The sequence below is a fragment of the Spirochaeta thermophila DSM 6578 genome (genome assembly GCF_000184345.1).
GTDB classification, from domain to species: domain Bacteria; phylum Spirochaetota; class Spirochaetia; order Winmispirales; family Winmispiraceae; genus Winmispira; species Winmispira thermophila.
This window is the reverse complement of the sequence record NC_017583.1, coordinates 2,377,333-2,403,739: the sequence shown is the minus strand read 5'-3', so window position 1 is coordinate 2,403,739 and position 26,407 is coordinate 2,377,333. Positions and strand designations below refer to the sequence as shown.

At 61.8% G+C, this 26,407-nt stretch carries 24 protein-coding genes; 16 read left to right on the top strand and 8 right to left on the bottom strand.

Going from position 1 to position 26,407, the window contains the following annotated elements:
- The first annotated feature begins 80 nt into the window (after nucleotides 1-80).
- The 3 genes from SPITH_RS10925 (at nucleotide 81) to SPITH_RS10915 (ending at nucleotide 3,821) form a co-directional block, all read left to right on the top strand.
- Entirely contained in the window at nucleotides 81-548 is a 468-nt protein-coding gene (locus SPITH_RS10925) for a TRAP transporter small permease (protein WP_014625712.1), read from the top strand.
- A complete protein-coding gene (locus SPITH_RS10920) occupies nucleotides 545-1,828 on the top strand; it encodes a TRAP transporter large permease (protein ID WP_014625711.1) in 1,284 nt (427 codons plus the stop codon). Before SPITH_RS10925 ends, SPITH_RS10920 begins: the two co-directional genes overlap by 4 nt.
- Nucleotides 1,829-1,898: 70 nt before the next feature.
- Nucleotides 1,899-3,821: a helix-turn-helix domain-containing protein gene (locus SPITH_RS10915; RefSeq protein WP_014625710.1), complete on the top strand. Its 1,923-nt coding sequence runs from the start codon at nucleotides 1,899-1,901 to the stop codon at nucleotides 3,819-3,821.
- Here SPITH_RS10915 and SPITH_RS10910 read toward each other — a convergent pair.
- Nucleotides 3,814-5,763, bottom strand: a complete 1,950-nt coding sequence (locus SPITH_RS10910) for a methyl-accepting chemotaxis protein (RefSeq protein ID WP_014625709.1) — start codon at nucleotides 5,761-5,763, stop codon at nucleotides 3,814-3,816. The genes SPITH_RS10915 and SPITH_RS10910 overlap by 8 nt on opposite strands.
- 136 nt (nucleotides 5,764-5,899) lie before the next feature.
- Here SPITH_RS10910 and SPITH_RS10905 point away from each other — a divergent pair, with 136 nt between their 5' ends.
- From SPITH_RS10905 to SPITH_RS10895, 3 genes are read left to right on the top strand one after another with little or no spacing between them, the layout of a single operon-like run.
- Entirely contained in the window at nucleotides 5,900-6,700 is an 801-nt protein-coding gene (locus tag SPITH_RS10905) for a hypothetical protein (RefSeq protein ID WP_014625708.1), read from the top strand.
- Nucleotides 6,701-6,744: 44 nt separating this feature from the next.
- Complete coding sequence (locus SPITH_RS12850; RefSeq protein ID WP_014625707.1) at nucleotides 6,745-7,047, top strand: glutaredoxin family protein; 303 nt, start codon at nucleotides 6,745-6,747, stop codon at nucleotides 7,045-7,047.
- A complete protein-coding gene (locus tag SPITH_RS10895; RefSeq protein ID WP_014625706.1) occupies nucleotides 7,044-7,376 on the top strand; it encodes a ferredoxin-thioredoxin reductase catalytic domain-containing protein in 333 nt (110 codons plus the stop codon). The genes SPITH_RS12850 and SPITH_RS10895 overlap by 4 nt, the downstream gene beginning before the upstream one ends.
- Here SPITH_RS10895 and SPITH_RS10890 read toward each other — a convergent pair.
- A complete protein-coding gene (locus SPITH_RS10890; protein WP_014625705.1) occupies nucleotides 7,373-8,389 on the bottom strand; it encodes a threonine aldolase family protein in 1,017 nt (338 codons plus the stop codon). The genes SPITH_RS10895 and SPITH_RS10890 overlap by 4 nt on opposite strands.
- Nucleotides 8,390-8,506: 117 nt before the next feature.
- Between SPITH_RS10890 and SPITH_RS10885 the strand changes: the two genes are divergently transcribed.
- Nucleotides 8,507-9,793 (top strand): 3-isopropylmalate dehydratase large subunit, encoded by a 1,287-nt coding sequence (locus SPITH_RS10885; protein WP_014625704.1) that lies wholly within the window; start codon nucleotides 8,507-8,509, stop codon nucleotides 9,791-9,793.
- A gap of 1 nt (nucleotide 9,794) precedes the next feature.
- Nucleotides 9,795-10,322 (top strand): 3-isopropylmalate dehydratase small subunit, encoded by a 528-nt coding sequence (locus SPITH_RS10880; protein ID WP_014625703.1) that lies wholly within the window; start codon nucleotides 9,795-9,797, stop codon nucleotides 10,320-10,322.
- 5 nt (nucleotides 10,323-10,327) lie between these two features.
- Here SPITH_RS10880 and ychF read toward each other — a convergent pair whose 3' ends face one another.
- Nucleotides 10,328-11,437, bottom strand: a complete 1,110-nt coding sequence (ychF, locus tag SPITH_RS10875; RefSeq protein ID WP_014625702.1) for a redox-regulated ATPase YchF — start codon at nucleotides 11,435-11,437, stop codon at nucleotides 10,328-10,330.
- Between the two features lie 126 nt (nucleotides 11,438-11,563).
- Between ychF and SPITH_RS10870 the strand changes: the two genes are divergently transcribed.
- The gene (locus SPITH_RS10870) at nucleotides 11,564-12,736 is read left to right on the top strand and encodes an ISNCY family transposase (RefSeq protein ID WP_014625701.1); all 1,173 of its coding nucleotides are present in this window, start codon (nucleotides 11,564-11,566) and stop codon (nucleotides 12,734-12,736) included.
- Between the two features lie 132 nt (nucleotides 12,737-12,868).
- Nucleotides 12,869-14,671, top strand: a complete 1,803-nt coding sequence (locus SPITH_RS10865) for a hypothetical protein (protein WP_014625700.1) — start codon at nucleotides 12,869-12,871, stop codon at nucleotides 14,669-14,671.
- Between the two features lie 40 nt (nucleotides 14,672-14,711).
- On the opposite strand, the gene SPITH_RS10860 is transcribed toward SPITH_RS10865, so the two are convergent.
- Nucleotides 14,712-15,665 carry an aldo/keto reductase gene (locus tag SPITH_RS10860; RefSeq protein WP_014625699.1) on the bottom strand — a complete coding sequence of 318 codons (954 nt, stop codon included), beginning with the start codon at nucleotides 15,663-15,665 and terminating at the stop codon, nucleotides 14,712-14,714.
- 59 nt (nucleotides 15,666-15,724) lie between these two features.
- Nucleotides 15,725-16,201: a hypothetical protein gene (locus SPITH_RS10855; protein ID WP_014625698.1), complete on the bottom strand. Its 477-nt coding sequence runs from the start codon at nucleotides 16,199-16,201 to the stop codon at nucleotides 15,725-15,727.
- A 113-nt stretch (nucleotides 16,202-16,314) separates the two neighbouring features.
- Between SPITH_RS10855 and SPITH_RS10850 the strand changes: the two genes are divergently transcribed.
- The 6 genes from SPITH_RS10850 (at nucleotide 16,315) to SPITH_RS10825 (ending at nucleotide 21,728) form a co-directional block, all read left to right on the top strand.
- Nucleotides 16,315-17,289: a KamA family radical SAM protein gene (locus SPITH_RS10850; RefSeq protein ID WP_014625697.1), complete on the top strand. Its 975-nt coding sequence runs from the start codon at nucleotides 16,315-16,317 to the stop codon at nucleotides 17,287-17,289.
- A complete protein-coding gene (locus SPITH_RS10845) occupies nucleotides 17,286-17,864 on the top strand; it encodes an NUDIX hydrolase (protein ID WP_013314852.1) in 579 nt (192 codons plus the stop codon). The genes SPITH_RS10850 and SPITH_RS10845 overlap by 4 nt, the downstream gene beginning before the upstream one ends.
- Nucleotides 17,857-18,432, top strand: a complete 576-nt coding sequence (gene thpR, locus SPITH_RS10840; protein ID WP_014625696.1) for an RNA 2',3'-cyclic phosphodiesterase — start codon at nucleotides 17,857-17,859, stop codon at nucleotides 18,430-18,432. Before SPITH_RS10845 ends, thpR begins: the two co-directional genes overlap by 8 nt.
- Nucleotides 18,433-18,500: 68 nt before the next feature.
- Nucleotides 18,501-20,276, top strand: coding sequence for a methyl-accepting chemotaxis protein (locus tag SPITH_RS10835; RefSeq protein WP_014625695.1), 1,776 nt, complete (start codon nucleotides 18,501-18,503; stop codon nucleotides 20,274-20,276).
- Nucleotides 20,277-20,342: 66 nt separating this feature from the next.
- Nucleotides 20,343-20,879, top strand: coding sequence for an Hsp20/alpha crystallin family protein (locus SPITH_RS10830; protein ID WP_014625694.1), 537 nt, complete (start codon nucleotides 20,343-20,345; stop codon nucleotides 20,877-20,879).
- A gap of 63 nt (nucleotides 20,880-20,942) precedes the next feature.
- Nucleotides 20,943-21,728, top strand: coding sequence for a hypothetical protein (locus tag SPITH_RS10825; protein ID WP_014625693.1), 786 nt, complete (start codon nucleotides 20,943-20,945; stop codon nucleotides 21,726-21,728).
- Nucleotides 21,729-21,819: 91 nt separating this feature from the next.
- Here the strand turns inward: SPITH_RS10825 and leuA are convergent, their stop codons facing one another.
- The 3 genes from leuA to SPITH_RS10810 form a co-directional block, all read right to left on the bottom strand.
- On the bottom strand, nucleotides 21,820-23,481 hold the full coding sequence (leuA, locus tag SPITH_RS10820; RefSeq protein WP_014625692.1) for a 2-isopropylmalate synthase: 1,662 nt from the start codon (nucleotides 23,479-23,481) through the stop codon (nucleotides 21,820-21,822).
- A gap of 254 nt (nucleotides 23,482-23,735) precedes the next feature.
- Nucleotides 23,736-24,920 carry a class I SAM-dependent rRNA methyltransferase gene (locus SPITH_RS10815; RefSeq protein ID WP_014625691.1) on the bottom strand — a complete coding sequence of 395 codons (1,185 nt, stop codon included), beginning with the start codon at nucleotides 24,918-24,920 and terminating at the stop codon, nucleotides 23,736-23,738.
- A gap of 34 nt (nucleotides 24,921-24,954) precedes the next feature.
- A complete protein-coding gene (locus SPITH_RS10810) occupies nucleotides 24,955-26,376 on the bottom strand; it encodes a sigma-54-dependent transcriptional regulator (protein ID WP_014625690.1) in 1,422 nt (473 codons plus the stop codon).
- Nucleotides 26,377-26,407: the final 31 nt, after the last annotated feature.

Here is a 26,407-nt window from a genome sequence, read left to right as displayed (position 1 = left end):
TTATTGATGGTGAACACCACCACGGGAGGAACCCTTCGGGGTTTCTCCCCGTTTTCGCATCTTTGTGTGTGGAGGAATGGATGAAGGGATCGATCGACAGGTATATCACGGGAGCGGAGGTGCTGCTCGTGCAGATCTTCCTCGTGGTGATCGTGGTCTGCGTCTTCTTCGCTGCGGTCTTGAGAAGTGTGGGGTATCCCATCGTATGGTCGGTGGATATCGCCCAGCTCCTCTTCGCCTGGGTGAGCTTCCTGGGGGCCGATCTGGCGCTGCAGTATGGCCGTCACATAGGGATGGATATCCTCATGAGGAGGTTCCCCCCCGCGGTGCAGAAGGGGATCGTCGCAGGTTCGCGGATACTCGCGCTCGCGTTTCTCGGTCTTGCAGGGGCGTACGGCCTCTATCTTTCCATAATAAACTTCGACCGCCAGTTCAGCGGTCTCGAGATCAGTTTCTCCTGGGCCACGCTCAGTGCCCCGGTGGGGTGCGCACTCATGATCCGGACACTGGTGAAGCAGTTGCTCACGGGAAGAGAGGTGGTGCAATGATAGTGGTAGGCATCGTCTTCCTGATTCTCCTCCTTCTGGGGGTGCCCCTCGCCTTCTCGATCGGGGTCGCCGGGATCCTCTTCTTCATCGGCAACCCGGATCTGCCCCTCACGGTCCCCATCACGAAGATGATGAGCAGTACCCAATCCTTCCCTTTGCTCGCCGTGCCCTTCTTCGTGCTCGCCGGGAACCTCATGAACGTGAGCGGGATCACCGACCGTCTCATGCGGTATGCCTCTGTACTCGCCGGGCACCTCAGGGGGGGGCTCGCCCATGTGAGCATCGTGTTGAGTACGCTCATGGGAGGGATCTCCGGCGCCGCGGCCTCGGATGCCGCGATGGAGGCCCGTATTCTCGGCCCCACCATGCTGGAGAAGGGCTATGCGAAGGGATACAGCGCAGCGGTGATCGGGCTCAGTTCGCTCATCGTGGCCACCATCCCGCCGGGGATCGGACTCATTCTTTTCGGCTACATAGGGGAGGTTTCCATCGGAAGGTTGTTCGCGGCAGGGATCGTCCCCGGTATCCTCATGGCGCTCTTCATGATGGTGACGGCCTCGATCGTGGCGAGGCGGCGGGGGTATCAGCCCGAGCGGCCCCATCCTCCCTCCTTCGGTGAGGTGGTCCGGAGCACCTGGGAGAACATCTATGCCCTCATCTTTCCCCTGCTCCTCATCGTGGGGATCCGTTTCGGGATCTTCACCCCCTCGGAGGCAGGGGCCTTTGCCGTGGTCTATGCCTTTCTCGTGGGGAGGTTCGTCTACAAGGAACTCTCCTGGCCGAAATTCCTCGAGGCGCTCAGACAGACCGCGATCGATACCGGGGTCATCATGCTCATCATCATGTGTGCGGGTATCCTGGGATATGTGATCACCGTGACACGCATACCACAGAGCATCGCCCTCTTCCTCACCGGGGTCACCTCGCAGCCCACCCTCCTGCTCCTCATCGTCCTCGGATTCCTCCTGGTGGCAGGGATGTTCATGGAGCCCACGGTGAATACCCTGCTCCTCACTCCCATCTTCCTTCCCATCATGAAGTCGGTGGGAGTGGATCCCGTGCACTTCGGGATTCTCATGATGACCATGGTTACCTTGGGGAGCATGACTCCCCCCGTGGGCGTGGTTCTCTACACGGTGTGCGCCATCCTCGACGTGCCCACCGAAGACTACATCAAGGATTCCATACCTTTCGTGGTTGCGGTGATACTGGAGCTCCTCCTTCTCACCTTCTTCCCTTCCATCGTATTGTTCCTGCCGAATCTCATCTTCGGACAGTAGGTGGGTGTCCCTCCGGCGGATCCGCCGGAGGGATTTTTTCTTGCCAGGGGGGAAGGTCTGGGATACTATGATGATGGTGAAGGATGCTGCGCTCTTCGTCTCCAATGTCGCCATCCCGGTGATGAGCTCCCTCGTGTTCACGGTGTGTCTCGTCTATTTCCTTCTTTCGAATGTCCATCACCCGGCGTCCTTGAAGTTCCTGAGGGTCTTCCTGTTCTCCTTCACCGCCTTTCTCCTGGGTAGACCGCTCCAGGTGCTCCTCGGTCCCTATCCTCTCCCCTTGATCATCGTGAACCTCCGTGTCTTCCTCCTGGGAGGGATCATCGCCCCCCTCGTGATCTTCATGTCGAACTTCTTGTGGCGGAGGAGAAGCGTCCTGATGGTGGAGCTCGCCCTCCTGTGTGTCTCCTTGAGTGTCCTCTACGTGGTGTTCAACACTCTGGGCACACGCGACAGCGTCGTGCTTTTCGAGGTCGTGGGAGTACGGGGGTATGAGAACGCGACCCCTTTTGGGGCAGCTCCCTATTACGGGAGGGAGTTCGCCCTCTATGCCCAGATCAGCATAGGGGCCCTTCTCCTCTATGTGTCGTTCCTGGGACTTCGTAATCTCTGGGGATCAGGTGAGGGTGGGGCCTACCTGAAGAAGAACCTGATGATCAACATGGGGCTCGCGGTCTTCGCCCTTTCGTTCATCATCGGTTCGTGTCTCGCCCAGTGGTGGCTCTACTACACGGCGTCCTTCCTGGTGGTGATCTTCTTCGTGGCAGCGGTGGGGTACGACGTACAGGAGACGAATTTCCTCAGAGAGAAGGTGGTTCCCCTCATCGAGAGGGAGATTACCTCCCGCATACTCGTGGGGGAATCCGAATCGAAGGATCTCCCCCAGTTCCTGAGACTGCTCTCCGCGAGCGCTGAGCTCAATACCGCGGTGGTGATGCGCGTTCATGTCTCGGATGTGTCCTCACTCCGAGGGGGAGGGGACTTGGAGAAGGGGGATCGGATCTCTTCCCGTCTCGAGCGGGAGTTGAGGAGGTATTTCCTCGAAGACGAGGTCCTCATGCTGCATGTAGGGAATCACCGGAGCGCGATCCTCGTGAAGACAGGAGAGGGGAAGACGGCCCTCTTGAGGGAGGCCCTGGAGGGGTTTTACAGGACCTCATCACGCGAGGGTGTCCATCTGGTGATCGGGGTGGGGCGGCCGAAGGAGTCGGTGTGCCGGATTGCGACATCGTTCCAGGAGGCGGTCTATGCACAGCAGTACGGCGAGGTCCACCACCTGGATGGGGTGATCGAGTACGAGAGTCTGGTCGATCCAGGGGATGGCGAGGCGTTCCCGGCGAGTGAGAAGGAGGCGCTCGTGAGCAGTATCAAGCTGGGGCACCTGGGAAGCCTCGAGAAGGCCTTTGGGAACTATTTCAATGCGGTACGGAGATGGTCGCTCGACAATCCGGAGTGGATCAGGGCCACCCTGTACGAGCTCGTGGGGACCGTGGCGGGGATACCCGTGCTTTCTTCCCGCATCAAGGCCCGGATCTATGCACACCTGCTCTCATGGGGTGTGGAGTTGCAACAGGCGGAGGATATCGAGTCGATGTACCGTACAGGGCTTGAAATAGTGAGGGCCATCGGATCCTGGGTGAGTGATCAATACCGTCAGAGATCCAGTTCCCTCGTGGATCGGGCGAGGAGCTACGTGGCGGAGAGGTTCGAGAGGGATATCGATTACAGGGAGGTGGCCCGGTCCCTCAATATCAGTCCCTCCTACTTCCTCCATCTCTTCAAGAGGGAAACGGGACGCAGGTTCGGCGAGTACGTCACCTCCGTACGCGTGGAAAGGGCGAAGGAGCTCCTCCGGGAGGGGAGGTTGAACGTGACCGAGGTTGCCTTCAGGGTAGGATTCAAAAGTTCCTCCTATTTCAGCTATGTCTTCAAGCGCTACGAGGGAGTACCTCCCACCGCCTACAGGAGGCGTGCCACTCCCTCCTCTACCTAGGAAGGGATGGTTGTTCCTCAGGGTGGGCATCCTCCGGATGTGGGGACGTACTATCGGCCTGGGATTCCTCGAGGGTGAAGGTGTCGACGGTGTGGCGGAGGCCGGTCATGCGGGATCGGGCCTCCTGGGCGAGGTCGCTTATGACGGTGACGGCCTGGAGGATCTCCTTGGTGCCGCGCTCGATCTCCTCGATACCGCGTCTGACCTCTGAGGAGATGGAGCGGGAGCCCTCTGCGGCGTCCTGGATGGTGCCTGACTGCTTGAGCATGGTGTCGGCGCCCTCTTCGATCTTCTGGGTGATGGAAGAGATGGTCTGGGTGGCGGAGAGGATGGAGGAGCTCGCGCGTGAGAGCTCGGTCATGCTGGCGGCGATTTCGTCGAGGGCGGTGGCGAACTGGGCGACCTCGCGGCGGATGTTTTCGAAGGCGTGGTGGCTCTCGTCGCTGGCGCGGAGGGCCTGCTGGATGCGGTCTGTGATGCGGGAGAGGGACTGGCTGATGCGGTCGGCGTGCTCGCCGGTGGACTCTGCGAGCTTGCGGATCTCCTCGGCGACGACGGCGAAGCCGCGGCCTGCCTCGCCTGCGTGGGCGCTCTCGATGGCGGCGTTCATGGAGAGGAGGTTGGTCTGCTCGGCGACGGTGTCGATGATCTCGATGATCTCCTGGATGTCGGAGATTTCGCGGTGGATGGAGGAGATGACCTCGTTGGTGGTGCTGACCTTTTCTCCGCCGTCGTGGATGACGGAGAGGAGGTCGGCGGTGCGGGATCTGCGCTCCTCTGCGAGGGAGGCGACGTGCTGGACGGAGGCGTTCATCTGTTCGATGGCGGCGGAGCTTTCGGCGATGTTGCGGGCCTGGGTCTGGATCTGAGAGACGACGGAGTGGATGCGGTCGACGATGGAGGAGATGGCGGAGGAGGTGGCGTCGAGGTTGGTATCGAGTCTGGCGACGAGGTCGCGGATGGACTCGATGGTGCGGGTGATCTGGTTGAGGGCGCTGGCGGACTGGGCGGCGCCGCCTGCGAGGACATCCTTGAGTTCCTCGACGTTGCGGGAGGCCTCGCGGACCGAGAGGAGGAAGTCGCGGATGGTCTGGAGGACGGTGGAGATGTGGGAGGCGAGGTGAGTGAGCTCGTCTTTGGAGGCGGTGAGGGATCTATCGGCGAGTTCGTGGAGTGAGGTGAGGTCGCGGTTGCGGATGCGGTTCATGGCGGTCTCGATGCGGAGGATGCGGGAGGCGAGGGAGCGGGTGGTGGTGGCGACGAGGAGGGCGGTGAGGCCGATGACGAGGAGGGTGAGGCCGATGAGGACCCACTGCGACACCGTGGTGATGACCCCCACCTGCCTCTCGATTTCGTCCACGAGACTTTCGATCCTTTGGGTGACGAATTCCTCCGCGGTGTTGATGGTGATCTTCACCTGATCCCAGGCCTGGGTGATGCGGAGGAGGGCGATACCTGGTGGATCAGGGATGGTATAGAGATACTTCTGTATCTGGAGTATCCCGCGTTTGTACGCCTCGGGGATATCGGGGAGGTCGATGAGGTCCTGGAGGTATTGCTCGGTGAGGGTGAAGCGTTCCTGATTGGTGCTCCAGAGGGTGTAGATCTTGGAGATCTCCTCTCGGAGATCGGGAGAGAGGAATCGTCTCGCGGGATGGGAACTGAGGGCGAGGAGCGCCTGCTCGGTCTGCTGGATGTTTTGTTTCCAAAGATCGAGGATGGCGGGGAGGTACTCGTCCTGATGGAGTTCGGTGTCGTAGGCCACGAGATCCTTGCTTCGGGAGATGAATGTCTGGGCCTGGCTGAGGGTTCTGAACCCGGCCTTCTGGAGGTCCTGGAGCGAGGTGATCACGGCGTTCCGCATGACGAGCGCTCCCACCACGAAGGAGAGCAACACGCCCACCAAAATGAGGATGAGGTAGAGTCGTGTGCGCAGTTTCATATCGGTTCCTCTCTCCGTCTGAAGTTGCGGGCCACGTGTGATTGTACGTCATTTTACCGGACAGCACAAGTTCACGGACGAGCTTCGGATGGTTTGGCTTGCGCTTCATCCTGGTTTCCCCTATACTCATGGGTCTATGAACCAGGACCAGGTGAAACAGCAGCTCCTCAGGCTGGAGCCCGGCGTGATCGATTTTACTGTGATCTTCTCCGGTAAACAGAGCAAGAAGGCCAACGGGGTCTACTATCCCGACAGGCGGGAGATCATCATCCACAATCGCAACTTCTCCAACGACAACGATCTCATGTACACTGCGATCCACGAGTTCGCCCACCACATCTACTACACCACCTCGCCCCTCCCGGTCACGAACAGGGTCCACACCCAGGAGTTCTGGACCCTCTTCCACAGTCTACTCGAACGGGCGGAAGAGATGGGGATCTATCAGAACATCTTCGATCACAACGAGGAGTTCCAGCAGCTCACCGAGACGATCAAGAGGGACTATATCGGCGCCAACGGGAAGCTCATGAAGGATCTCGGTCGTCTTCTGGTTCGTGCCGAGTCCCTCTGTGAGAAGTACGGGGCCCGGTTCGAGGACTATGTGGAACGGGTCCTGGGACTCGGGAGGACCGTGGCCCATACCCTCATCAAGGCCTATTCCTACGACGTCTCTCCTGAGATAGGGTACGAGAATATGAAGACCGTGGTCTCCTTTGCAAAGCCCGAGGAGCGGAAGAGAGCCGAGGATGCCCTGCTCAAGGGGGTGCCCTCGCACGTGGTGAAGACCGAACTCCGGAAGGAGAAGGCGCCTCCCGATCCGCTCGAACGGTTGCAGCAGGAAAAGATGAGGATCGAGCGGACCATAGAGAACCTCTCCAGGCGGCTCGAGGAGATCAATGCCCTGCTCGAGCAGGCGATGGGCGAGGGGGGCTGAGGTCTGCGCTTGCGGAGCGGACGTCGTTCTGTTATGGTGATCACATGGCCTACGAGTTCACTCACTTCGAAGGACGGGATGTCCCCTACAAGGTGACGGTGTACGGACTTTCCACCTGCGGGTTCTGCCGAAGGGCGGTGGAGTTCCTCAGGGGGCACGAGATCCCCTTCGACTACCTGGAGGTCGACGTGCTCCCCAGGGAGGAGCGCCTGTCCCTGAAGGCCTCGCTCGCCAACGAGTTCGAGGTCCGGGTGGGGTTTCCCTTCCTGGTGGTGGAGTGGCCCGAGGGGCGGAGGGAGTTCCGGGTGGGGTTCATCCGTGCCGATTGGGAGGAGCTTCTCCTATGAACGGGATCGAAGAGGCGCGGCGTTTCGTGGAACGGGTGGCCCGTAGGAGGGGGTGGGCGATCAATCCTGACGAGCGGTTCGTCTCCTTCCTCGTGGAGGGGCTCGCGAGGCAGAGGGACCGCCACGGCTACTACCTCTGCCCCTGCAGAGAGAGCTGGGAGGACAGGGAGAAGGACAGAGATGTGGTCTGTCCGTGCGTCTACGCCGAGGCGGACATCGCCGAGTACGGTCAGTGCTTCTGCGGCCTCTTTTTCTCCAGAGAGGCAGCCCGGGAGGGGAGGGAGGCGAGGAGCATCCCAGAACGCAGGCCGCCGGAGCGTTGTCCCTAGACGGCTTCGAGGAAGGATCGAAGCTTTCTCGCGAATATCTCGATGTCTTCCTCTCGGGTCGCGTACGAAGTCATGAGCCTGTAAATATCATCTTCCCACTGATAGAAGGTGTAGTGATCGAGGAGCCTCCGTGCCACCGGGGCGGGCAGCCGGGGAAAGACGGCGTTCGTCTCCACAGGGTAGGCGATGGTGATCCCGAGGGCTGCGAGTTCCCGTGCGAGGTGCTGGGCCCTGGTATTGGCGGTACGGGCCAGGCCGAGCCACAGGTCGTCCTCGTAGAGGGCGAGGAACTGGGCGGCGATGAAACGCATCTTCGGGGCGAGCTGCATGGTCTGTTTGAGATGGAAGGGCATCTCCTTCGTGTCCACCCACAGGAGCACCGCCTCTCCGTACATGAGACCGCACTTCGCTCCCCCGAGTGAAAGGATGTCGATGCCGCACTCGGCAGTGAGTGCTCCGAGAGAGAGCCCCAGGGCCGCGGCGGCCTGGGGAAGCCGGGCCCCGTCGACGTGGAGGAGGAGGCCGTGCCTGTGGGCGAGGTCTGCGAGGGCCCGTATCTCATGGGGAAAGTAGAGCGTGCCGCGTTCCGTGGGTTGGGTGATGGAGACGACGGCGGGTTGGGATTCGTGTGGGTTCCCTGAGGCGTGGAGGAAGGGTTCCACGTGCTCGGGGGTGAGCTTGCCGTCGGGGGTGACGACGGGGAAGATACGGGCTCCGGTGGCCCGCTGGAGGGCTCCGCACTCGTGGGTATTGAGGTGGGCGATGTGGGATGTGATGACGGCGTGGTAGGGACGGAGGAAGGGCGCCATGCCCACCACGTTGGCCGCGGTGCCGGTGTGAAGGAAGAAGACGTGCCGCGCCCCTGTCTGTTCCCTGAGAAGGGATCGGGCTCGTGCCGAGAGGGGATCCTCGCCGTAGGCGAGGGCGGGTCCCTCGTTTGCGGCGAGGATGGCCTCCATGACCCTGGGATGGACGGGTGCAGTGTTGTCGCTCGCGAACAGGTCGGATCTCATAAGGGGAGTATAGATAGGGAGGGGATGGCCTTCAAGGATGGAGAGGGGCTTTCTCAGATGAAGTCCTCGTGATATAGTCCATGAAAAATAGCGAGATCGAACCATCCGGAGAGGTCCATGGGAAAGACCGTTGCAGAGAAGATCTTCGACGCCCATCTGGTGGAGGAACCCTATGAGGGAGTCCATGTCCTCTCCCTCGACAGGGTCTTCTGCCACGAGATCACCACACCCATCGCGATCAACGACCTCGTGGCGCGGGGCAAGGACCGGGTCTTTGATGCCTCGAAGATCAAGGCCGTGATCGACCACGTCACCCCGGCGAAGGATTCGAAGACCGCGATCCAGGGAAAGATCCTGAGGGAATGGTCCCGGAGGCATGGGATCGAGTTCTTCGACATAGGGAGAAACGGGGTGTGTCACGCCCTCTTCCCGGAGCGGGGATTCGTCCGTCCCGGATTCACGGTGATCATGGGCGATTCCCACACCTGTACGCACGGTGCCTTCGGAGCCTTTGCCGCCGGTGTGGGAACCACCGACCTCGAGGTGGGGATCCTGAAGGGGGTATGCGCCTTCAAGAGGCCGCGTACCATAAAGGTCGAGATCATCGGGACGCTTAAACCCGGTGTCTTCGCGAAGGATGTGATCCTCTCCATCATCCACAGGCTCGGGGTGAACGGGGCCACCGACCGTGTGATCGAGTTCTCCGGTCCGGTGGTGGAGCACTTCTCCATGGAGAGCCGGATGACGCTCTGCAACATGGCCGTGGAGGCGGGGGCCACTTCCGGGATCTGCTACCCCGACATGGTGACGGTGGAATACCTCTGGCCGTTCATCGAGGACGAGTACCCGAACAAGGAGGCCGCCCTCGAGGACTTCGAGCGGTGGCGGCCGGACGAGGATGCCAAGTACGAGGAGGTGATCGTACACGATGTCTCCGACCTCGAACCCCTCGTCACGTACGGGTACAAGCCCGACCTCGTGAAGCCGGTACGTGAAATGGAAGGCACCAGGGTGGATCAGGTCTACATCGGGAGCTGCACCAACGGTCGGATAGAGGACCTTCGTATCGCAGCCCAGATCTTGGAAGGAAAGAAGATCGCCGACCATGTGCGTGGCATCGTCTCTCCTGCGAGCCCGGGGGCCTATGCCCAGGCGTTCAAGGAAGGCCTCCTCGAGATATTCATGGAGGCGGGCTTCTGTGTGACGAATCCCACGTGCGGGGCCTGTCTCGGGATGAGCAACGGGGTGCTCGCACCGGGCGAGGTGTGCGCTTCCACCACCAACCGGAACTTCAACGGGAGGATGGGGAAGGGGGGAATGGTCCACCTCATGAGTCCCGCCACCGCTGCGGCCACGGCGATCGCAGGGTACATCACCAATTCACCGCTCTTCAGGGAGGGATGAGATGGCCTACGGCTTTGGAGGAAAAGTCCTCTTTCTGGACAGGTCCGACATCAACACCGATGAGATCATCCCGGCACGGTATCTCACCGAGATCTCCAAGGAAGCCCTCGCGCCTTACCTCCTCGAGGATCTCAAACTCGAGGGGTTCGATCCGAAGCGGGATCTCGAGGAGGTGAAGGTGATCGTCACCAGGGAGAACTTCGGGTGCGGGTCCTCGAGGGAGCATGCGGTGTGGGCCCTGGAAGTGAACGGGATCACCACGGTGATCGCGGCCGGATTCGCCCGCATCTTCCGTCAGAACATGTTCAACTGCGGACTCCTCGCCATCACCCTCGCCCCTGAACTCATCGACGATCTCTTCAGGGAGTTCTCCGCCGGCGAGGCCCTCGCCACGATCGATCTCGCGAAGAGCGAGGTGACGATCAGAGGGGGGGAGAAGGAAAAGACCGTTCCGTTTGAGCTCGGGCCGTTCGAGCGGACCCTGGTCGAGGCGGGTGGTTGGGTCGAGTACGCCGATTCCCACTACTGAAGGGACTATACGTTGACCCTGAAGTAGACGACGTCTCCATCCTGTACGATATAGTCTCGGCCCTCGAGGCGCAGCCTGCCGGCTTCCCGGATCTTCTGCTCGGAACCCAGCTCGAAGAGGTCGTCACACCGGTAGACCTCTGCGCGCACGAAGCCTTTCATGAAGTCGGTGTGGATGAGTCCGGCCGCCTCCTGGGCGGTGATGCCCTCCGGAAAGGGCCAGGCCCTCGCTTCTTTCTCCCCTGCGGTGAAGAAGGTACGCAGCCCGAGGGTGTGGAAGGCCGCGCGGATGAGCACGTTGAGGGCCGGCTCCGACAGCCCTGCGTCTTCCAGGAAGGCCCGCCGCTCCTCCGGATCTTCCAGCATCGCGATCTCGGCCTCCAGCTTTCCGCAGAGGACCACCACGTCGGCCCCTTCGCTTTCCGCGATGTCCCTCACCGCCTTCACGTAGTCGTTCTCGGTATGGATCCCCTCTTCGTCCACATTACAGACGTAGATCTGCTTCTTGGCAGTCAGGAGGAAGAGGTCGGAGAGACGCTCCAGTTCCTCCTTCTCGATGCCCTGGGCTCTCACCGGGACGCCCTCGGAGAGCCGGGAGCCCACCCTCTGGAGGAGGGGGATCGTCTCTTCGGCCTGTTTCGCCTGGATCCTGTCGTGCGACTTCCGCTGTTTCTCGAGGCGGGCGAGACGTTTTTCCACGGTCTCGAGATCGGCGAGGCAGAGTTCCGTGGTGATCGTGGCAATGTCCTCGGCCGGATCCACCTTGCCGCTCACGTGGGCCACGTCGGGGTCCTCGAAACACCGCACCACGTGGGCGATGATCCCCACCTGTCGGATGTGGGCCAGGAACTGGTTGCCGAGACCCTCTCCCTTCGATGCCCCCCTCACGAGACCTGCGATGTCGACGAACTCCATGGCGGCGGGTACCACCTTGCGGGGGTGTATGATCTCCGCGATCCTGTGGAGCCGGGGATCGGGCACTTCCACGATCCCCACATTGGGATCGATGGTACAGAAGGGGTAGTTCGCGGCTTCGGCCGGCGCGGCGGTGAGGGCCGAAAAGATGGTCGACTTGCCCACATTGGGGAGTCCCACGATACCACAGTTGAGTGCCATACGGGGAAGTATAACGAGAAGGTCCCCTCACGCAAAGGGGGATGGAAACTGGTTGCCTGTTGAAACTCAGTAATAATGTCACCCCTAGGACTCGATAAAAATGTCACCCCCTGAGAGAATGGGGGGATGATCGAGATGAGTCTAAAGGAATTAAAACGAGCGGAAGTGTTGGGGAAGATGGAAAGCCAAGGTCTGACGAACGAGCAGGTAGCGCAGATCTTAGGGGTGAGCAAACGGCAGGTGCAGCGGTGGGAGAAGAGGCTCCGGGAAGGGGGGATCGCGGGATTGCGGCATGGGAACCGAGGCAAACCGTCGGGGAATCGGAAGGAGGAGGAGTTTCGGCAGAGGGTGGTGAGTAGGTATCGGGAGAGGTACGGGGATTTTGGGCCGACGTTTGCGAGCGAGCAGTTGGCGAAGGAAGGTCTTGAGGTGGATCACGAGACGCTACGCAGGTGGCTGCTGGAGGAAGGAATCTGGGCGAGGAAGAAGAGGAGGAAGCCGTACCGAAGCCGGAGGAAACGGCGGGCCTGTTTTGGGGAGCTGGTTCAGTTTGACGGGTCCCCGCATGATTGGTTTGAAGGACGGCGCAGTGCCTGTTGCTTGATGGTGATGGTGGATGATGCGACGGGGATCACGTATGCGCGGTTCAGTGAACAGGAGACGAGCGCTGCGGCGATGCAGCTGCTGTGGGGCTGGGTGGAGCAGTATGGGATCCCGATGAGTCTGTACTGTGACTTGAAAAACGGCTACAAGACGCTGCGGGAACCGACGCTGGAGGAACAGTTGGCGGGCAAAGAGCCGAAAACCGCATTCGAGCGGGCGTGCGACAAACTGGGGGTACAGATCGTGAGTGCGTATTCGCCGCAAGCGAAAGGGCGGGTGGAACGGCGGAACGGGATTCTGCAGGATCGGTTGGTGAAGGAACTGCGTCTTGCGGGGATTTGTACGATCGAGGAGGCGAACCGGTACTTGTGGGAGACGTTCCTGCCTCAGTTCAACGAACGCTTTGCGGTAGAAGCGGAAGACTCGCAGGACGTGCATGTGCGATGTACCAAAGAAACGAAGCTGAAAGAGATCTTTTGCTTTGAAGCGAATCGAGTCGTACAAAACGATTACACAATCTACTATGAGAGGCAGGTGCTGCAGATCAAGAACGACAAAGGCTTCCTTCCTCGGCCGAAACAGAAGGTCCTGGTTCGAAAATACCTGGATGAAACGATCTCCCTGTTCCATGAGAATAGGGAGTTGAAGTATGAGCGGGTAACTCCTGCACGGCGCACCAAACAGCGGGCAGGATGAAGAGAATACTACCCAGGGGGTGACATTTTAACTGAGTTAAAAAGGGTGACATTTTTATCGAGTCTTGACAGATGGAAACTGGTTGCCTGGAGCCGGGGGATGGGATAGAATACACGGTGAGGAAGGTGGTGAATGGGAAAGACGCCGACCGTCTCCACGGTGTACCCGCCCGCGTATGTGAGGCTCAAAGAACACGAGCGAGAGGCCTTCCTCTCCCAGCTCGGGACCTTCAGCCCGGTGGAACGTGAGCTCTTTCACTCCCTCTGCATGGGATGGCGACCCGAGATCCACTACGGACAGTTCGTGGAGCTCCAGAGCAGCCGGATGAAACACGTGCGCCCCGAACTGGAGTCTCTGGTGGGCAAGTTGTATGCCCATGGGTACGCCCTCTTCGTGTTCACGCTGGAAGAGAATAGCCTTGTCCAGAAGTACATCGTGCTCACCGAGCAGCACGATCACCGCTTCTGCTACTATGTCGTCAGGAACACCATCTACGAGGCGGCTGCCGAGAGGAAGAGCATCCTTCCCGCCGCCTCCTATTTCCAGGAGAAGGGGCTCGTTCTACCGGAGGAGGAGATCATCCCCCTCGAGCCCGACGCACTCCTCAAGGAGTATCTCGAGGAGAAGATCCCCCCTCTCCATGCCGTGAGCATCTCACTCGATGGCAAGGCCCTCATCTATCTGGTGCCCGATGGCTTCACCGTGCTCCTCAACCACTGCAGGTCCATGGTCCAGCTCACCATGGAGAACACCAACGTGCTCGCGGAGTTCGCTCGCTTCAAGGGCACCTCGCTCGCAGCCGTTCGGAGTAGCCTCTCCTCCCGTTCCCCGCTCCTGTGGTTCGACGTGGTACGTTCCCTCGTGGAGTACGACGAGGTGATGGGAGAAAACAAGCGGGTCTACATCTCCCCAGTGGTGTTCCTGGCGGCACGGATGCTCCGGATAGCCCTCGAGAATCAGATTGAAGAGACGAAACGGAAGAAACAGGAAGAAGAGGAAAAGAAGAATGACTTCACCGCTATCTGCGAGCAGGTGAAGGAACAGTACCCTGAGCCGATCTCCGGGGAGACGCTTTCGCGCCTTTTCTCCGTGCTTGAGAGGAAATACGGTGAACGGTTCGAGGAGGTGAAACGGGAGTTCCTGGAGGAGTATTCCACCATAAAAGACCCTGCGGACCTCCCCCCCCTCATCTTCATCGCCAAGAAGTACCTCCACCGGGACCGGTTCTACGGCTACGCCCTCGCACGATTCGATTTCGTGGCCCGGCGTCTGGCCGAGGACTACGTGGATCTCATGGAGGAGGTCTTGAGAACCGGCAACCGTGCGGGGCATACCGCCTTCCTCTCGCCCCAGCAGTTCGAAGACGACATACGCGAGCGGGTCTCCCACCTCGATCCGTTTCTCGCCGAGCTCCTTTCCCGCCCCCGACTCCTCGCCGAGGTGATCATCTACACCCTCAAGGATCAGGAGGGGGCCCGCGATGTCCAGCGCCTCAAGCGGGTGCTCGAGCGCTTCTTCTACCCCAATACCATGCGCTATCTCCCTCTGTCGAGGATATTCGATCTCGACATGGAGATTCTCTTCGAGAGGGCCTTCGGCCGTATGGGGATCTTCAGGCAATTGTGGTGGTACATCACCGGGCGGTATCGCACCTACAAGGAGCGCTTCGAAGGGTTCACCCCCCGCATCGTCTCCTTGGCTGCTCCCGCCCAGGAGAAGTCCCAGCTCACCATTCGTTCGGCTCGTTCGGCGACCGTTCCTCCCCCTCTTCCCGCGAGGAAAGGGAAGAGCGCCGTGCCTACCTCCAGGGTGATCCGCCAGCGGCCGATGGGATCCCAGATCAAGGAGAAGAGGGCCTATTCGCCCAGAGAACAGGAACGGGTCTGGAACGAGTTTGCGAAGGCCTTGAGGGAGAGCGCCCGACAGAACAAATGAAGAGGGCCGCTCTGCGGCCCTCCCTGTATGGAGCCCGGTCTCATGGGTTCTCGGTGAGGAATCTCTCGAGGCGGGAGATATCGTCTTCGTCGAGGCTCACCTCGGGGGCATGGATGACCCCGTCCACCTGATCGGGCCGGCGCATCCCTACGATGGCCCCCGTGACAGCCGGGTGCCTGAGTACCCAGGCGATGGCCACCTCGCCTGGAGTGCACCCGTGTCTCTCCGCGATTTCCTTGAGGATCTCCACGAGTGCGAGGTTGCGGGAGAGTCTGGGCTCATTGAACTCGTCGGACTTCCTCCTCCAGTCGTCATCCGGAAGTCGGGCTATCCGCTCCCTGGTCATCTTCCCGGTGAGGAGCCCGGAACCCATGGGCGAGTACACGATCACCCCGATGCCGTGTTCGGCGCAGTAGGGGAGGATCTCCTTTTCTATCTCTCTCCTGAGAAGTGAATAGGGGGGTTGGAGGCTCGTGATGGGTGCGATTCTCGCCGCCCGTTCCATCTGGGCGACCGAGAAGTTGGAGACCCCTATGTAGCGGACCTTCCCCTTCTCCTTGAGTTCCGCGAGGGTCTCCCACGCCTCTTCTATGCGGTCGTCGGGGGTGGGCCAGTGGATCTGGTACAGATCGATGACATCCACCTTGAGACGTTGCAGACTCTCGTCGATCTCCTTGAGGATGGTCTTGCGGGAGATGTACTGCCGTGCATTCCCCGCCTCGTCCCAGATGATGCCGCACTTGGTGAAGATGTACGGCTTGTCGGAGCGTTCCTTGAGGGCCTTCCCTATCACTTCCTCCGAGACCCCGAGGCCGTAGGCCGGTGCGGTGTCGATCCAGTTGATTCCCATGTCCAGGGCCTTGTGGATGGTGGCGATGGAATCCCGCTCGTCCTGGGGGCCCCATCCCCACCTCCAACTCCCTCCTATGGCCCAAGCACCGAGCCCTATACGGGTGATCTCCATGTCGGAGTTTCCCAAGCGTCTTTTCTCCATGTTCCCTCCTGTCGTGTCGTTTATTCAAAGATACTGATATTTCCTCTCGGTGGGACCTCCTAGGGGCTCCTCGGCGAGAGAGGGAAATAGTACCGGATCCCCAGTCCCGCGTTCGCGGCAAAGGTGGTGGCCGGAAGGATGTCGAGTACCGGCGCCATCTCGAGGAAGAGCTCGAGCGGGATCCGGGCGAAGTAGTAGGAGAGTCCGAAGGGGAAACGGATGCCCACTCTGGGATCGTCTTTCAGTTCCACCCGGGGGCCTATGCCGTAGTGGAAGGTGAAGGAACCGTACTCCTCATCCATGGGGATGAGATGGTGTACGTGAAGGAGGTAGTCACCATGGAGGTAGAAGGAGCCCTCTCCCACGAACGACCACGAGGCCGCGAGGTCGAAGGCCATGATCTCGGAGACCCAGAGCTTCCCGCTCAGCCCTGTGGGCTCTCCCAGTATCACCCCCAGACCAAGGCCCGATTCCTGTGCGGGAAGGAGCGAAGCGAAGAAGAGGATACCGCCTGCCAGGACGACCGATCTCTTCATGAGACCTCCCTGCTGTGCATATACCCCTATAGTGGAGAAAAAGGCCTCCCGTGACAAGGCCGTATCTTGTCCAGCCCGGTACGGTGATGGCAGAATCGTAAAGAGGAGGCCTCATGTCGCTGCCGTTTCTCGTCACCCCCTACTACCGCAGGCTCGCCGACACCCACCCCGCCCTCGCCCGCCAAATCACCCCCTCGCCCCTCGAGGCCCGCACCCTCCCCTACGAGACGGCCGACCCCCTCGCCGATGCCGCCCACTCCCCCCTCCCCCGGCTCGTCCACCGCTACCCCGACCGCGCCCTCATCCTCGTCACCGATCGCTGCGCCGCCTACTGTCGCTTCTGCTTCAGGCGGCACTTCACCGCCTCCGGGGAGTCGTCCCTCACCCCCGGCCAGGAGCAGGCCATCCTCGCCTACCTTCGGGAACATCCCGAGGTGGAGGAGGTCCTCCTCTCGGGCGGAGACCCCCTCATGCTCCCCGACACCCGACTCGCCGCCCTCCTCTCCGGGCTCCGCGCCCTGCGTCCCGGGCTCGTCATCCGTCTGGGCACACGCATCCCGGTCGTCCTCCCCACGCGGATCACCGCCCGGCTCGCCCGCATCCTCGCCGCCGCCCGGCCGCTCTGGGTCGTCACCCACTTCAACCACCCCGCCGAACTCACCCCAGAGGCCCACGCCGCCGTGGAGGCACTCCTCACCTGCGGCCTCCCGGTCGTGAACCAGACCGTACTCCTCCGAGGCGTCAACGACCACGAGGAGACGCTTGCTGCCCTCTTCCGGGGGCTCCTCCGTTGGGGGGTGAAACCCTACTACCTCCTCCAGGGCGACCTCGCCGCAGGTACCTCGCACTTCCGCACCCCCCTCTCCCACACCTTCGACCTCTACGACCGCCTCTCCTCCATGCTCTCCGGCCTCGCCCTCCCTGTCCTCGCCGTGGACCTCCCCGACGGCGGCGGCAAGGTACGCCTTCACCGCTCCTCGGTGGTACGGACCGACGAGACATGGTACTATCTCCAGGGGCCCGACGGCGGACTCTACCGCTACCCCCGCGAAGAACACCTGTACGAGCGAGAGGACGATCCTTCATGAGCGAACACACACGACCCCACCTCGTCTGGAAGGAACACAGCCGAACCCCCGTGTTCACCACCCCGGTCTTCACCGCCGTGAAATCGAGGAGGAGGGGGCCTCACGATCAGGAGGCGGACTTCTACCTCCTCGAGGTGCCCGACTGGGTGAACGTCGTGCCCCTCGTGCGCGACCCGCAGGGGAGGGAGTGCTTTCTCATGGTGTGGCAGTACCGTCACGGCATAGGAGATCTGTGCCTCGAGTTCCCCGGCGGGGTCATCGACCGCGGCGAGCAGCCGGAAGAGGCGGCTGCCCGCGAGCTCCGCGAGGAGACGGGCTATCGGGCGGGCACGCTCGTCCTCCTCGGACGAATCCGCCCCAACCCCGCATTCCTCGACAACTGGACCTACACCTTTCTCGCCACGGACCTCACCCTGGAGGGGGCCCAGCGGCTCGACGAGCACGAACACATCGATCCGGTCCTTATCCCCGTGGAAGAGGTAGAGCGGAGCATGGGAGACCCGCCGCTTCAGCATGCCCTCATGGTGGTGGCCCTCCACTGGTATCGCAGGTGGAAGGAGGAACGCCGTGGCTGACCTGCGCCTCTTTTTCTCTCTCGACCTCCCCGCCCGGCTCAAGGAGGCCCTCTCCCGGTATCAGCGCACCCTTCCCCGCTCCCTCTTCCGGCCCCTCAAGCCCGAGAACCTCCACATCACCCTCGCCTTCCTCGGGGATACCCCGGAGGAGGAGGTGCCTCACCTCTCCCGCCTCCTCACGGACCTCCCCCTCCCTTCCCGCCTTGTGCTCACCGCGGGCCGTCCCCTCGCCCTCCCCTCGCTCAGCCGTATCTCGGTCCTCACCCTCAAGGTGGGCAACCCCGGGGGTGGACTCGAGGACCTCGCCTCCTCCCTGCGCGAGGCCCTCCTGGACACGGGCCACTCCTTCGATCCCAAGCCCTTCAAGGCCCACCTCACCCTCGCCTACCTGCACAGATCCCTCTCCCCCGGGGAACGGGAGGAGGCGAGGGAGATCATCCTCTCCCTCCCTCCTTTCCGATTCGGCAGATTCTCCCCCGAGTCCATCACGCTCATGCAGAGCACCCTCACCCCGGCGGGTTCGATCTTCACCCCCCTCGCCACCCGGTCCTTCCGGGGGGAGCCCTGACACACTTCTTACCCCCGGCTCACACTCCTCTCATACGCTGCGGGCTACCCTCTGTCCAGGAGGTACGGATGAAGCTTCGCACCACCTTCGGCCTGCTTTCCTGGGGACTGGGAGGACTCTCCTTCCTGCTGTGTCTCTTCCTGGCCCTCCTCGATCAGCGGATCTGGGAGGCCGGCGCCATGGAGACCTCGGCCTACCGGGCCTTCTCGCGCGTGGTGAGGCTCGCCTCGCTCACCGAGGCCCTCCTCTCCCCCGACCTCGTGAGCCCGCAGATGACCTTCAGGCAGTGGGGCAAGGCCCTCACCGAGGCAACCCTGGACCTCGAGGGGGTGCTCCCCGATCTGGACACGACGCTGGAGCAGGAGCTCGTGGCGCAGGTCTCCCGTTCCTGGGAGACCTATCGAACCTCCCTCCTCGAGCTCGAGAGGGTGTTCCCTCTCGGTGGCGTGGAGCCGGCCTACGTCATGGCCACGAGAAGCACCCAGGCCGAGCTCCTCTACCGCTTCGACACCCTTCTCCATTCCCTCTCCTGGCGCGTGGAAGGTCTTCTCGCCGCAGGGACGAGGGTGAGACTCGCCCTCTTCGCGGTCCTCGTGGTCTTCCTGGCACTGAGCATCCTCCTCTCCCTCTCGGTGGGGGTACGGCTCGCACGACGCATCACCGCCCTCGAGCAGGTGCTCAGGGCGGTGCGCGGGCGCGACCTCACCCTGCGCCCCGCCGACCGTTCCCGCGACGAACTCGGGGAGATCTCCCGCCACCTCGCCGCCACGCTCGAAAGCCTCAGGGAGCTGGTCTACGACGCACAGGTGACCACCGGGAAGGTGGTCTCCCTCCACCACGTACTCTCAGAAGGGGAGGAGCGGACCCTCTCGATGCTCTCACAGATAGAACAGGAGCTTCCCACCCTCAGGGCCATGGCCGCGGCGCTCGAATCCCACTTCAGGGAGGTGGTGAACCGGGTGGAGGAGATAGAGGCCCGGACCAGCGGCCTCTCGATGAACACCTCATCCCAGTACGAACACATCCGGAGGATCGAAGAGGTGGTGAGGGCCTCGCACGAGATCCTCACCCGTATGGAGGAGCGGACCGGGGTGGAACGGCGACGGGTCGAGGAGGTGCGCAGGCTCCTGCAGGAGGGGGAGGAAACCTTCCTCTCGTCGAGATCCCTCGCTGAGGAAACCCACAGAGAACTCTCCGCGGTTCTGGAGGTGGTGGACGTCATAGACGACATCGCCCGGCAGACGGACATCCTCTCCATCAATGCGGCGATCGAGAGCGCCCATGCCGGGGCGGCGGGGAGGGGATTCGCGGTGGTTGCAGGGCAGATCAGGGCGCTCGCTGAAAAGGTGGGAGAGCACTCGTCGCAGATCAAGGACACCGTCTCCCGTCTCCTCGGTCGAATGGAAGAGACCACGTCGGCCGCACGTCGGGGGTACGACCTGTTCGAGCGCATTGGAGACCGGGTGCGCGGACTTCTCGGGGCCCTCGAGTCCTTCTCTGAAGAGACCCAACGGGTGGCGTCTGAGATCGGGACGATACGCGCCGCTTCCGCTCGAGTGGAACAGGATTCACTGCAGGTGTCGGAAGGGGCCGGGATCATCGCTGCTCAGGCGCGGAGGATCCTTGAAGAGGTGAAGGACCTGGAACAGGCCTCCGTGGATCTCTCCCGGATTTCCCGGGAGACCGAACAGGCCCTCAGGGAGAGCCTCGACTCGTTCTCGCGCACCAGGGATGTGGTCGAGGAGACGAGATCCGCGGTGGAGGACCTCTCGCCCCTCCTCATGAGCTTCAGGGTGGCGGTCGACATGGACGAGGAGACGATCCCGGCGACCGCACTCTCCTGAAAAGGTTTGCTCTTTCCCTCCTTCCTCGCTATCTTATTAGGAGAGGATCCACACAAGGGAGGGCCTATGGCCAAGATAGAGATCGACTTCGACAAGGTGGCCGAGGACATCAAGAAGGCCACGAAGGTCTTCATGGAGGTGCTCGAGGAGAACCTCAAGACAGGGGCCGAGGAGGTCCAGCGTACCTTTTCCCACCTCCATGGAGAGGAGGCAGCGGACCGTCCCGATCTCAGATTTCCCAGGGTGGAGGGGCTCCTGTCCAACATCTATCTCACCGAGGAGAACACGCTGGTCCTCGAGTTCCTCGTCCCCGGGTGCGGCCAGGAGGACATCGATCTCGAGTTCAAGGGCGAATACCTCGTACTCTCGGTGGGCAAGAGGGAGGACGATCCCCGGAAGGAGAGGGCCTACTTCTATCGCAAGGGGTTTTCCCTCGGACAGCCGGTGGAGGCCCGCTACTACATCCCCTCCGACGTCTTCGATCACGACAGGGTGAAGGCCTTCTACCACCAGGGCATCCTCAGGGTCGAGGTCCCCATGGTGGCGCAGAAGGTGAAGCAGAAGAAGATCAAGATCGCCACGCCTGCTGAGGATCGAGCGTAGCGGAATCCCTGAACCCGTGGTATACTGGAACCGGTAATCCCTTCCCGAAGAGAGGAGGTGATCATGAGATCGATCGTGATGATGGGCCTCCTTGTCTGGGTAGTCTTGCTTCTGGGCTCGTGTTCCACAGTGGGAAGCGCGCTGAGAGAGGGGATATCGGAGGGTATCGCACGCAGCATCGCAGGGTCCGAGGAGACCGGTGAGATGGAGGCCGAGGAAGAGCCGCCCGGGGTGATCGGCCCCCAGTGGTATGGTCTCGCTACGATGCAGGCACAGGTGGCCTTCGCCTACACCTTCAGCCTCGGAGGGTACTGGCTGGGGCAGCGGGGGTTCGCCCCCGGCGAATGGGTATCGTTCCGCATTACCACCTCTGAGGGGGATGAACTCACCGCCCAGAGGGCCCTCCTCGGGCGGAGGGACGACGGGAAGGAGTGGTGGCGGGTGAGGTACGAAAGCGAGGCTGAGGAGTGGATCTTCGAGGGACTCGTCGACCCTGAGGCGGAGGAGCTCCTGAGACTCCTCGCGCGGGATCCCGAGGGAACCGAAGGCGAGGTTCCGGTGGAGAAGGGGACATGGGTCCAGGTGGGGACGGTGGATCTCACCGAAGAGAGTATCGAGGGCGCGGTGGTAGGAACGGAGCGGATCACCGTTCCCGCGGGGAGCTTCACGGCGCGGCACCTCAGGTACACGATCCCGGGTGGGGACGTGAGCGACTGGTGGCTCGTGCAGAGCGTACCGGGTGGAGTGGTGAAGTGGACGGGCACCACTGCTGACGGTGAGCGGGTGACCTGTGAGCTTCTCGACTACGGGACGGATGCAAGACCGCTCCTCGTGAAGGCACTGGAGTAGGCGTACCTCGGCGGGAAAAACCCATCCGAACGCGACAGCCCCGGAGAGAGATCGGGCGCCGCGTGCTGCGGCGCCCGACCGATGGATCGGATCACTTCGTGTACACTCTGTTGTAGGCGCTCAGGAGGGCGTGAATGCTCGCGGCGATGGTGTCGGTGTGTCGGCCGGCCCCCCAGTAGTCCCGTCCATCCCTCGTGATCCGGATATAGGCCACCGCCTCGGTGTCCGAACCCTTGCCGAGTGCCTGTTCGTGATAGTCGGTGATCTCGAAATCGTTCCACCCCTGGCCCTTCATCGCATGGACGAAGGCGTCGATGGGGCCGTTTCCGGTGCCTGTGAGCACCTTCTCCTCGCCGTGTTCCTTCACCCGGGCGGTGACGTGCACGGTCTTCCCCTCGGTCTCGATCTTGTAGGATACCAGGTCGTATGGATCGGAGAGATTGAGGAAGTGCTTCTCGAAGACCTCGTAGACCTCCTGAGGCGAGAGCTCCCGCACGAGGGCGTCCGAGACCTCGTTCACCTTTTTCCCCACCTCGGGGTGCATACCCTTGGGGATCTCGAGGCCGAACTCCTCCTGGAGGATGTAGGAGACCCCACCCTTTCCGCTCTGGCTGTTGATGCGGATGATGGCCTTGTAACTGCGGCCTATGTCCATGGGGTCGATGGGGAGGTAGGGGACTTCCCAGTAGTCCTTCTTCTCGGTCTTGAGGAGGTCCATGGCCTTCTTGATGGCGTCCTGGTGCGAACCGGAGAAGGCGGTGAAGACGAGGTCACCGGCGTATGGGTGCCTTGGATGGATGGTCATGCCGGTACAGCGCTCGTACACACTCCTGATCCGCGGCAGGTCCGAGAGGTCGAGGCCCGGATCCACTCCCTCCGCATACATGTTGAGGGCGACCGCCACGATGTCGAGGTTTCCGGTTCGCTCGCCGTTACCGAAGAGCGTTCCTTCCACCCGTTCGGCACCGGCCAGCAGGGCGAGCTCGGTGGCAGCGACACCGGTGTCACGGTCGTTGTGGGTGTGTACGCTGATGATCACCTCGTCCCGCCTCGAGAAATTCCGGCAGAACCACTCGATCTGGTCGGCGTACACATTGGGCGTGGAGCCTTCCACCGTGGCGGGGAGGTTGAGGATAACCTTGCCTCCCACCTCTTTCGGGTTCCATGCCTCCACCACGGCCTCACACACCTCCAGGGCGAACTCTGGCTCGGTCATGTTGAAGGCTTCCGGAGAGAACTCGTACACCACCTCGGTTCCCGAGAGGCGGGGGAGGAGGGACTTCATGTAGAGGGTGCCGTCCACCGCGATCTTCTTCACCTCTTCCTTGGAGCGTTTGAAGACGATGGTCCTGTGCATCACCGACGTGGCCACATACATGTGGAGGATGACCTTCTTCGCCCCCTGCACGGCCTCCACGGTGCGGTCGATGAGGTGTGGGCGTGCCTGGGTGAGGACCTGGATGTACACATCGTCGGGGATGAGATGCTCCTCTATGAGCTGACGGGTGAAGTCGTACTCTATCTGTGAGGCGGAGGGGAAGCCGACCTCGATCTCCTTGAACCCCGTGTCACAGAGGAGCTTGAAGAACTCGAGTTTCTGGTCCACGTTCATGGGGACAGGGAGGGCCTGGTTGCCGTCGCGGAGATCCACGCTGCACCATGCAGGTGGAGCGGTGATCTGCTTGTCGGGCCACGTCCTGTCGGGGAGAGAGACCCGGAAGGGGAATGGTCGGTACTTGTGTGCGTTCTTCATATCCATCTCCTTTGAGTGTGGTATAATGAAAAAGCCCGCCGCACCTTCCGGTGCAGCGGGCCTTCCCGAACCCCGTATCCTCACGCGGGTTCCAGGCCCCCTGCACCGCGGGTGCCGAGAAGGAGGAGAAGGCTAAGGAGGAGGCCGAGGATCCGCGAGAGTCCAGAGTTCATCATACGACTAATGTACCCCATTCCGAGGAAATGTCAACCCCTGGCCGAATGTGCTGATTCCTATCTCGGTCGCATTCCAACCTATTCCACGTAGAGGACCAGTCCCTTGAGGTACTCGCTCTCGGGTTGGTAGATGTTGACCGGGTGGTCGGGCGGCTGGTGGAGGGTACCGATGATGGTAACTCTGCGGCCCACGTCGATGGCTGCGGCGCGCACTGCGCCCACGAAGTGGGGGAGTTCGACCACCTGGCTGCAGGAAAAGGTGATCACGATCCCCCCGGGTCTGACGGTCCTGAGGGCGTGTTTGTTGAGGTGTTTGTAGGCGATGATGGCCTTGTGCCGGTGCTGTACGTGTTTCGCGAAGGCGGGGGGATCGAGGATGATGAGGTCGTACTCGTGGCCGTGTTCCTTGAGGTAGGGGAGCACCTCCTCGCAGATCGAGGTATGGCGTTCGGAGGGGAGGTCGTTGAGCGCGAGGTTGCGTTCGAGGAGTGTGAGGGCCTTGTCCGATCGGTCCACCGAGGTGACGTGGGCCGCTCCCCCAGCGAGGGCGTTGAGGGTGAAGCCTCCTGTGTAGGAGAAACCGTTGAGCACGCGTCTTCCTTCGGCGAGCCGTGCCACGAGGGCGCGGTTGTCCCTCTGGTCGAGGTAGAAGCCGGTCTTCTGCCCCTCTTCCCAGTCCACCAGGAAGCGGAGCCCGTGCTCACGGATCCCCCAGGGGAGGGAGAGCTCCCCGTTCCGGTAGAGGTAGCCGTTCTCCATCTCGTAGGAGGGGGGGAGGGTGGCCCTGCTCTTGTCGTAGACGGCCTTGAGGTGGTGCCCGTAGAGGGTCTGCAGGGCCTCCACGATGGATTCCCGGTGCCGGTGCACCCCTATGGAGTGGGTCTGGAATACCACCACACCGTCGTAGTAGTCGAGGATGAGGCCGGGGATGTCGTCGCCTCCGCCGTGTACGAGTCGGTAGGCGGTAGTCTCCGGGGAGTCGGTGAGCCCGAGGGCGCGGCGTCTGGCGAAGGCGGCCTCGAGGCGGCGGTGCCAGAACGATGCGTCGATCTCCTCCTCGTCGAAGGAGAGGATGCGTACCGCGATGTTCCCGCCTTCGTAGGTGCCGATGCCGAGGTAATGCCCTTCCTCACTGCGGAGGGTGACGATGTCGCCGGGTGTAGGGGCTCCTTCGGTTCGTGCGATCGCGCCGGAGAAGACCCAGGGGTGGCGCCTGCGGATCGAGTCGAGTCTGGAGCTTCGTATGATCACGGAAGGATTCATCATGCGGTCCAGTATAGCAGGAGGGAAGGGGTTCTTACAGAGGTTCCTTCTTGAGCCGCCTGCTCAGGGTGGACTGGGAGATTCCCAGTATCTGGGCTGCAGCCGACTGGTTGCCGTCGGTGCGTTTGAGGGCTTCCCGGATGAGGAGTTTTTCCATCTCATCGATGGTGGGGAACCTGCCAAAGCAGGAGACGATGGTTTCGTAGGTGATCTCATGGATCGGGGTGGTGGGTGTGTAGGGTTCCTTCTGCCGGCTCTGTATGTACCTGAGGATGGGTTGCATGGCCAAGAGGGGCTCGGTGGATCGGGAGACCGCGTCGAAGATGAGGGACTGGAGCTCTCGTACATTGCCGGGGAATGGGTAGGATGAGAGGGTGTCGTAGAGTTGTGGAGGGACGGCGGGGGGAGTACGACCGAGTTCCCGGGCGGCCTGAGTGATGAAGGCTTCTACTAAAAGGGGAATGTCACCCCGGCGCTCCCTCAGGGGGGGGAGGTGGATGTGGTGGGTCATGAGGCGGTAGTAGAGGTCCTTCCGGAACGTGCCCTCTTCCTGTTTGGCCTCGAGGTCGGCACAGGTGGCGGCGATGACGCGGGCATTCGTCTTTCGGGGGTTGTCCTCACCTAAGGGATAGTACTCGCCTTCCTGCAGGAGTCGCAGGAGTTTGATCTGGGAGGGGATGCTCAGCTCTCCTATCTCGTCCAGGAAGAGGGTCCCGTTCCTGGCCCGTTCTATGAGGCCCGGGCGGTCGCTCTCGGCGCCGGTGTAGGCGCCCTTTTTGTGGCCGAAGAGGGTGTCGGAGAACAGGGTGTCGTCCAGACCCGCCACGTTCACCGTGACGAGGGGGCCTTCTCTCGTGCTCGCGGCGTGGATCGCGCGGGCGAGGAGTTCCTTCCCTGTGCCGCTCTCACCGGTGATGAGGACGGGTTTGGGGCTGGGGGCGATGGCCTTGGCATAGGAGAAGATGGAGAGCATCACGGGGTCACGGGTGATGATGTTCGTGAATTCGGGTGGAATCTCGGGGCGTTGCTGGACGCGGGTGGAGAGGGTGGCGACCTCATGGTGGAGCTCGCGCATCTCGAGGGCGTTCTTGAGCGAGGTGAAGAAGCGGGAGGAGGAGATGGGCTTGGTGATGTAGTCGAGGGCGCCCAGCTTCATGGCCTTCACCACCTTGTCGGGCGAGTCCTCTCCTGTGACGATGATGACCGGGATGTGGGGATAGTGTTCCTTGATGAGGGAGAGGATCTGGAATCCGTCCTTGTGGGGCATGACCAGGTCGAGGAGTACGACCTGTATGGCCTTGGTGGCGAGGATCTCTTCCACCTCGAGGGGATTGCTGCAGAGGATGTAGTCGGTGTAGCCTTCGTGTTCGAGCATGAGCTGGTAGCGGGTGAGGATGGTCTCATCGTCGTCTACGAGGAGGATGTATTCTTTGTCTTCGGTCGTGGTGGTTCCCATTGGGCCGCCCTTCTATGCTATGCACGATGAT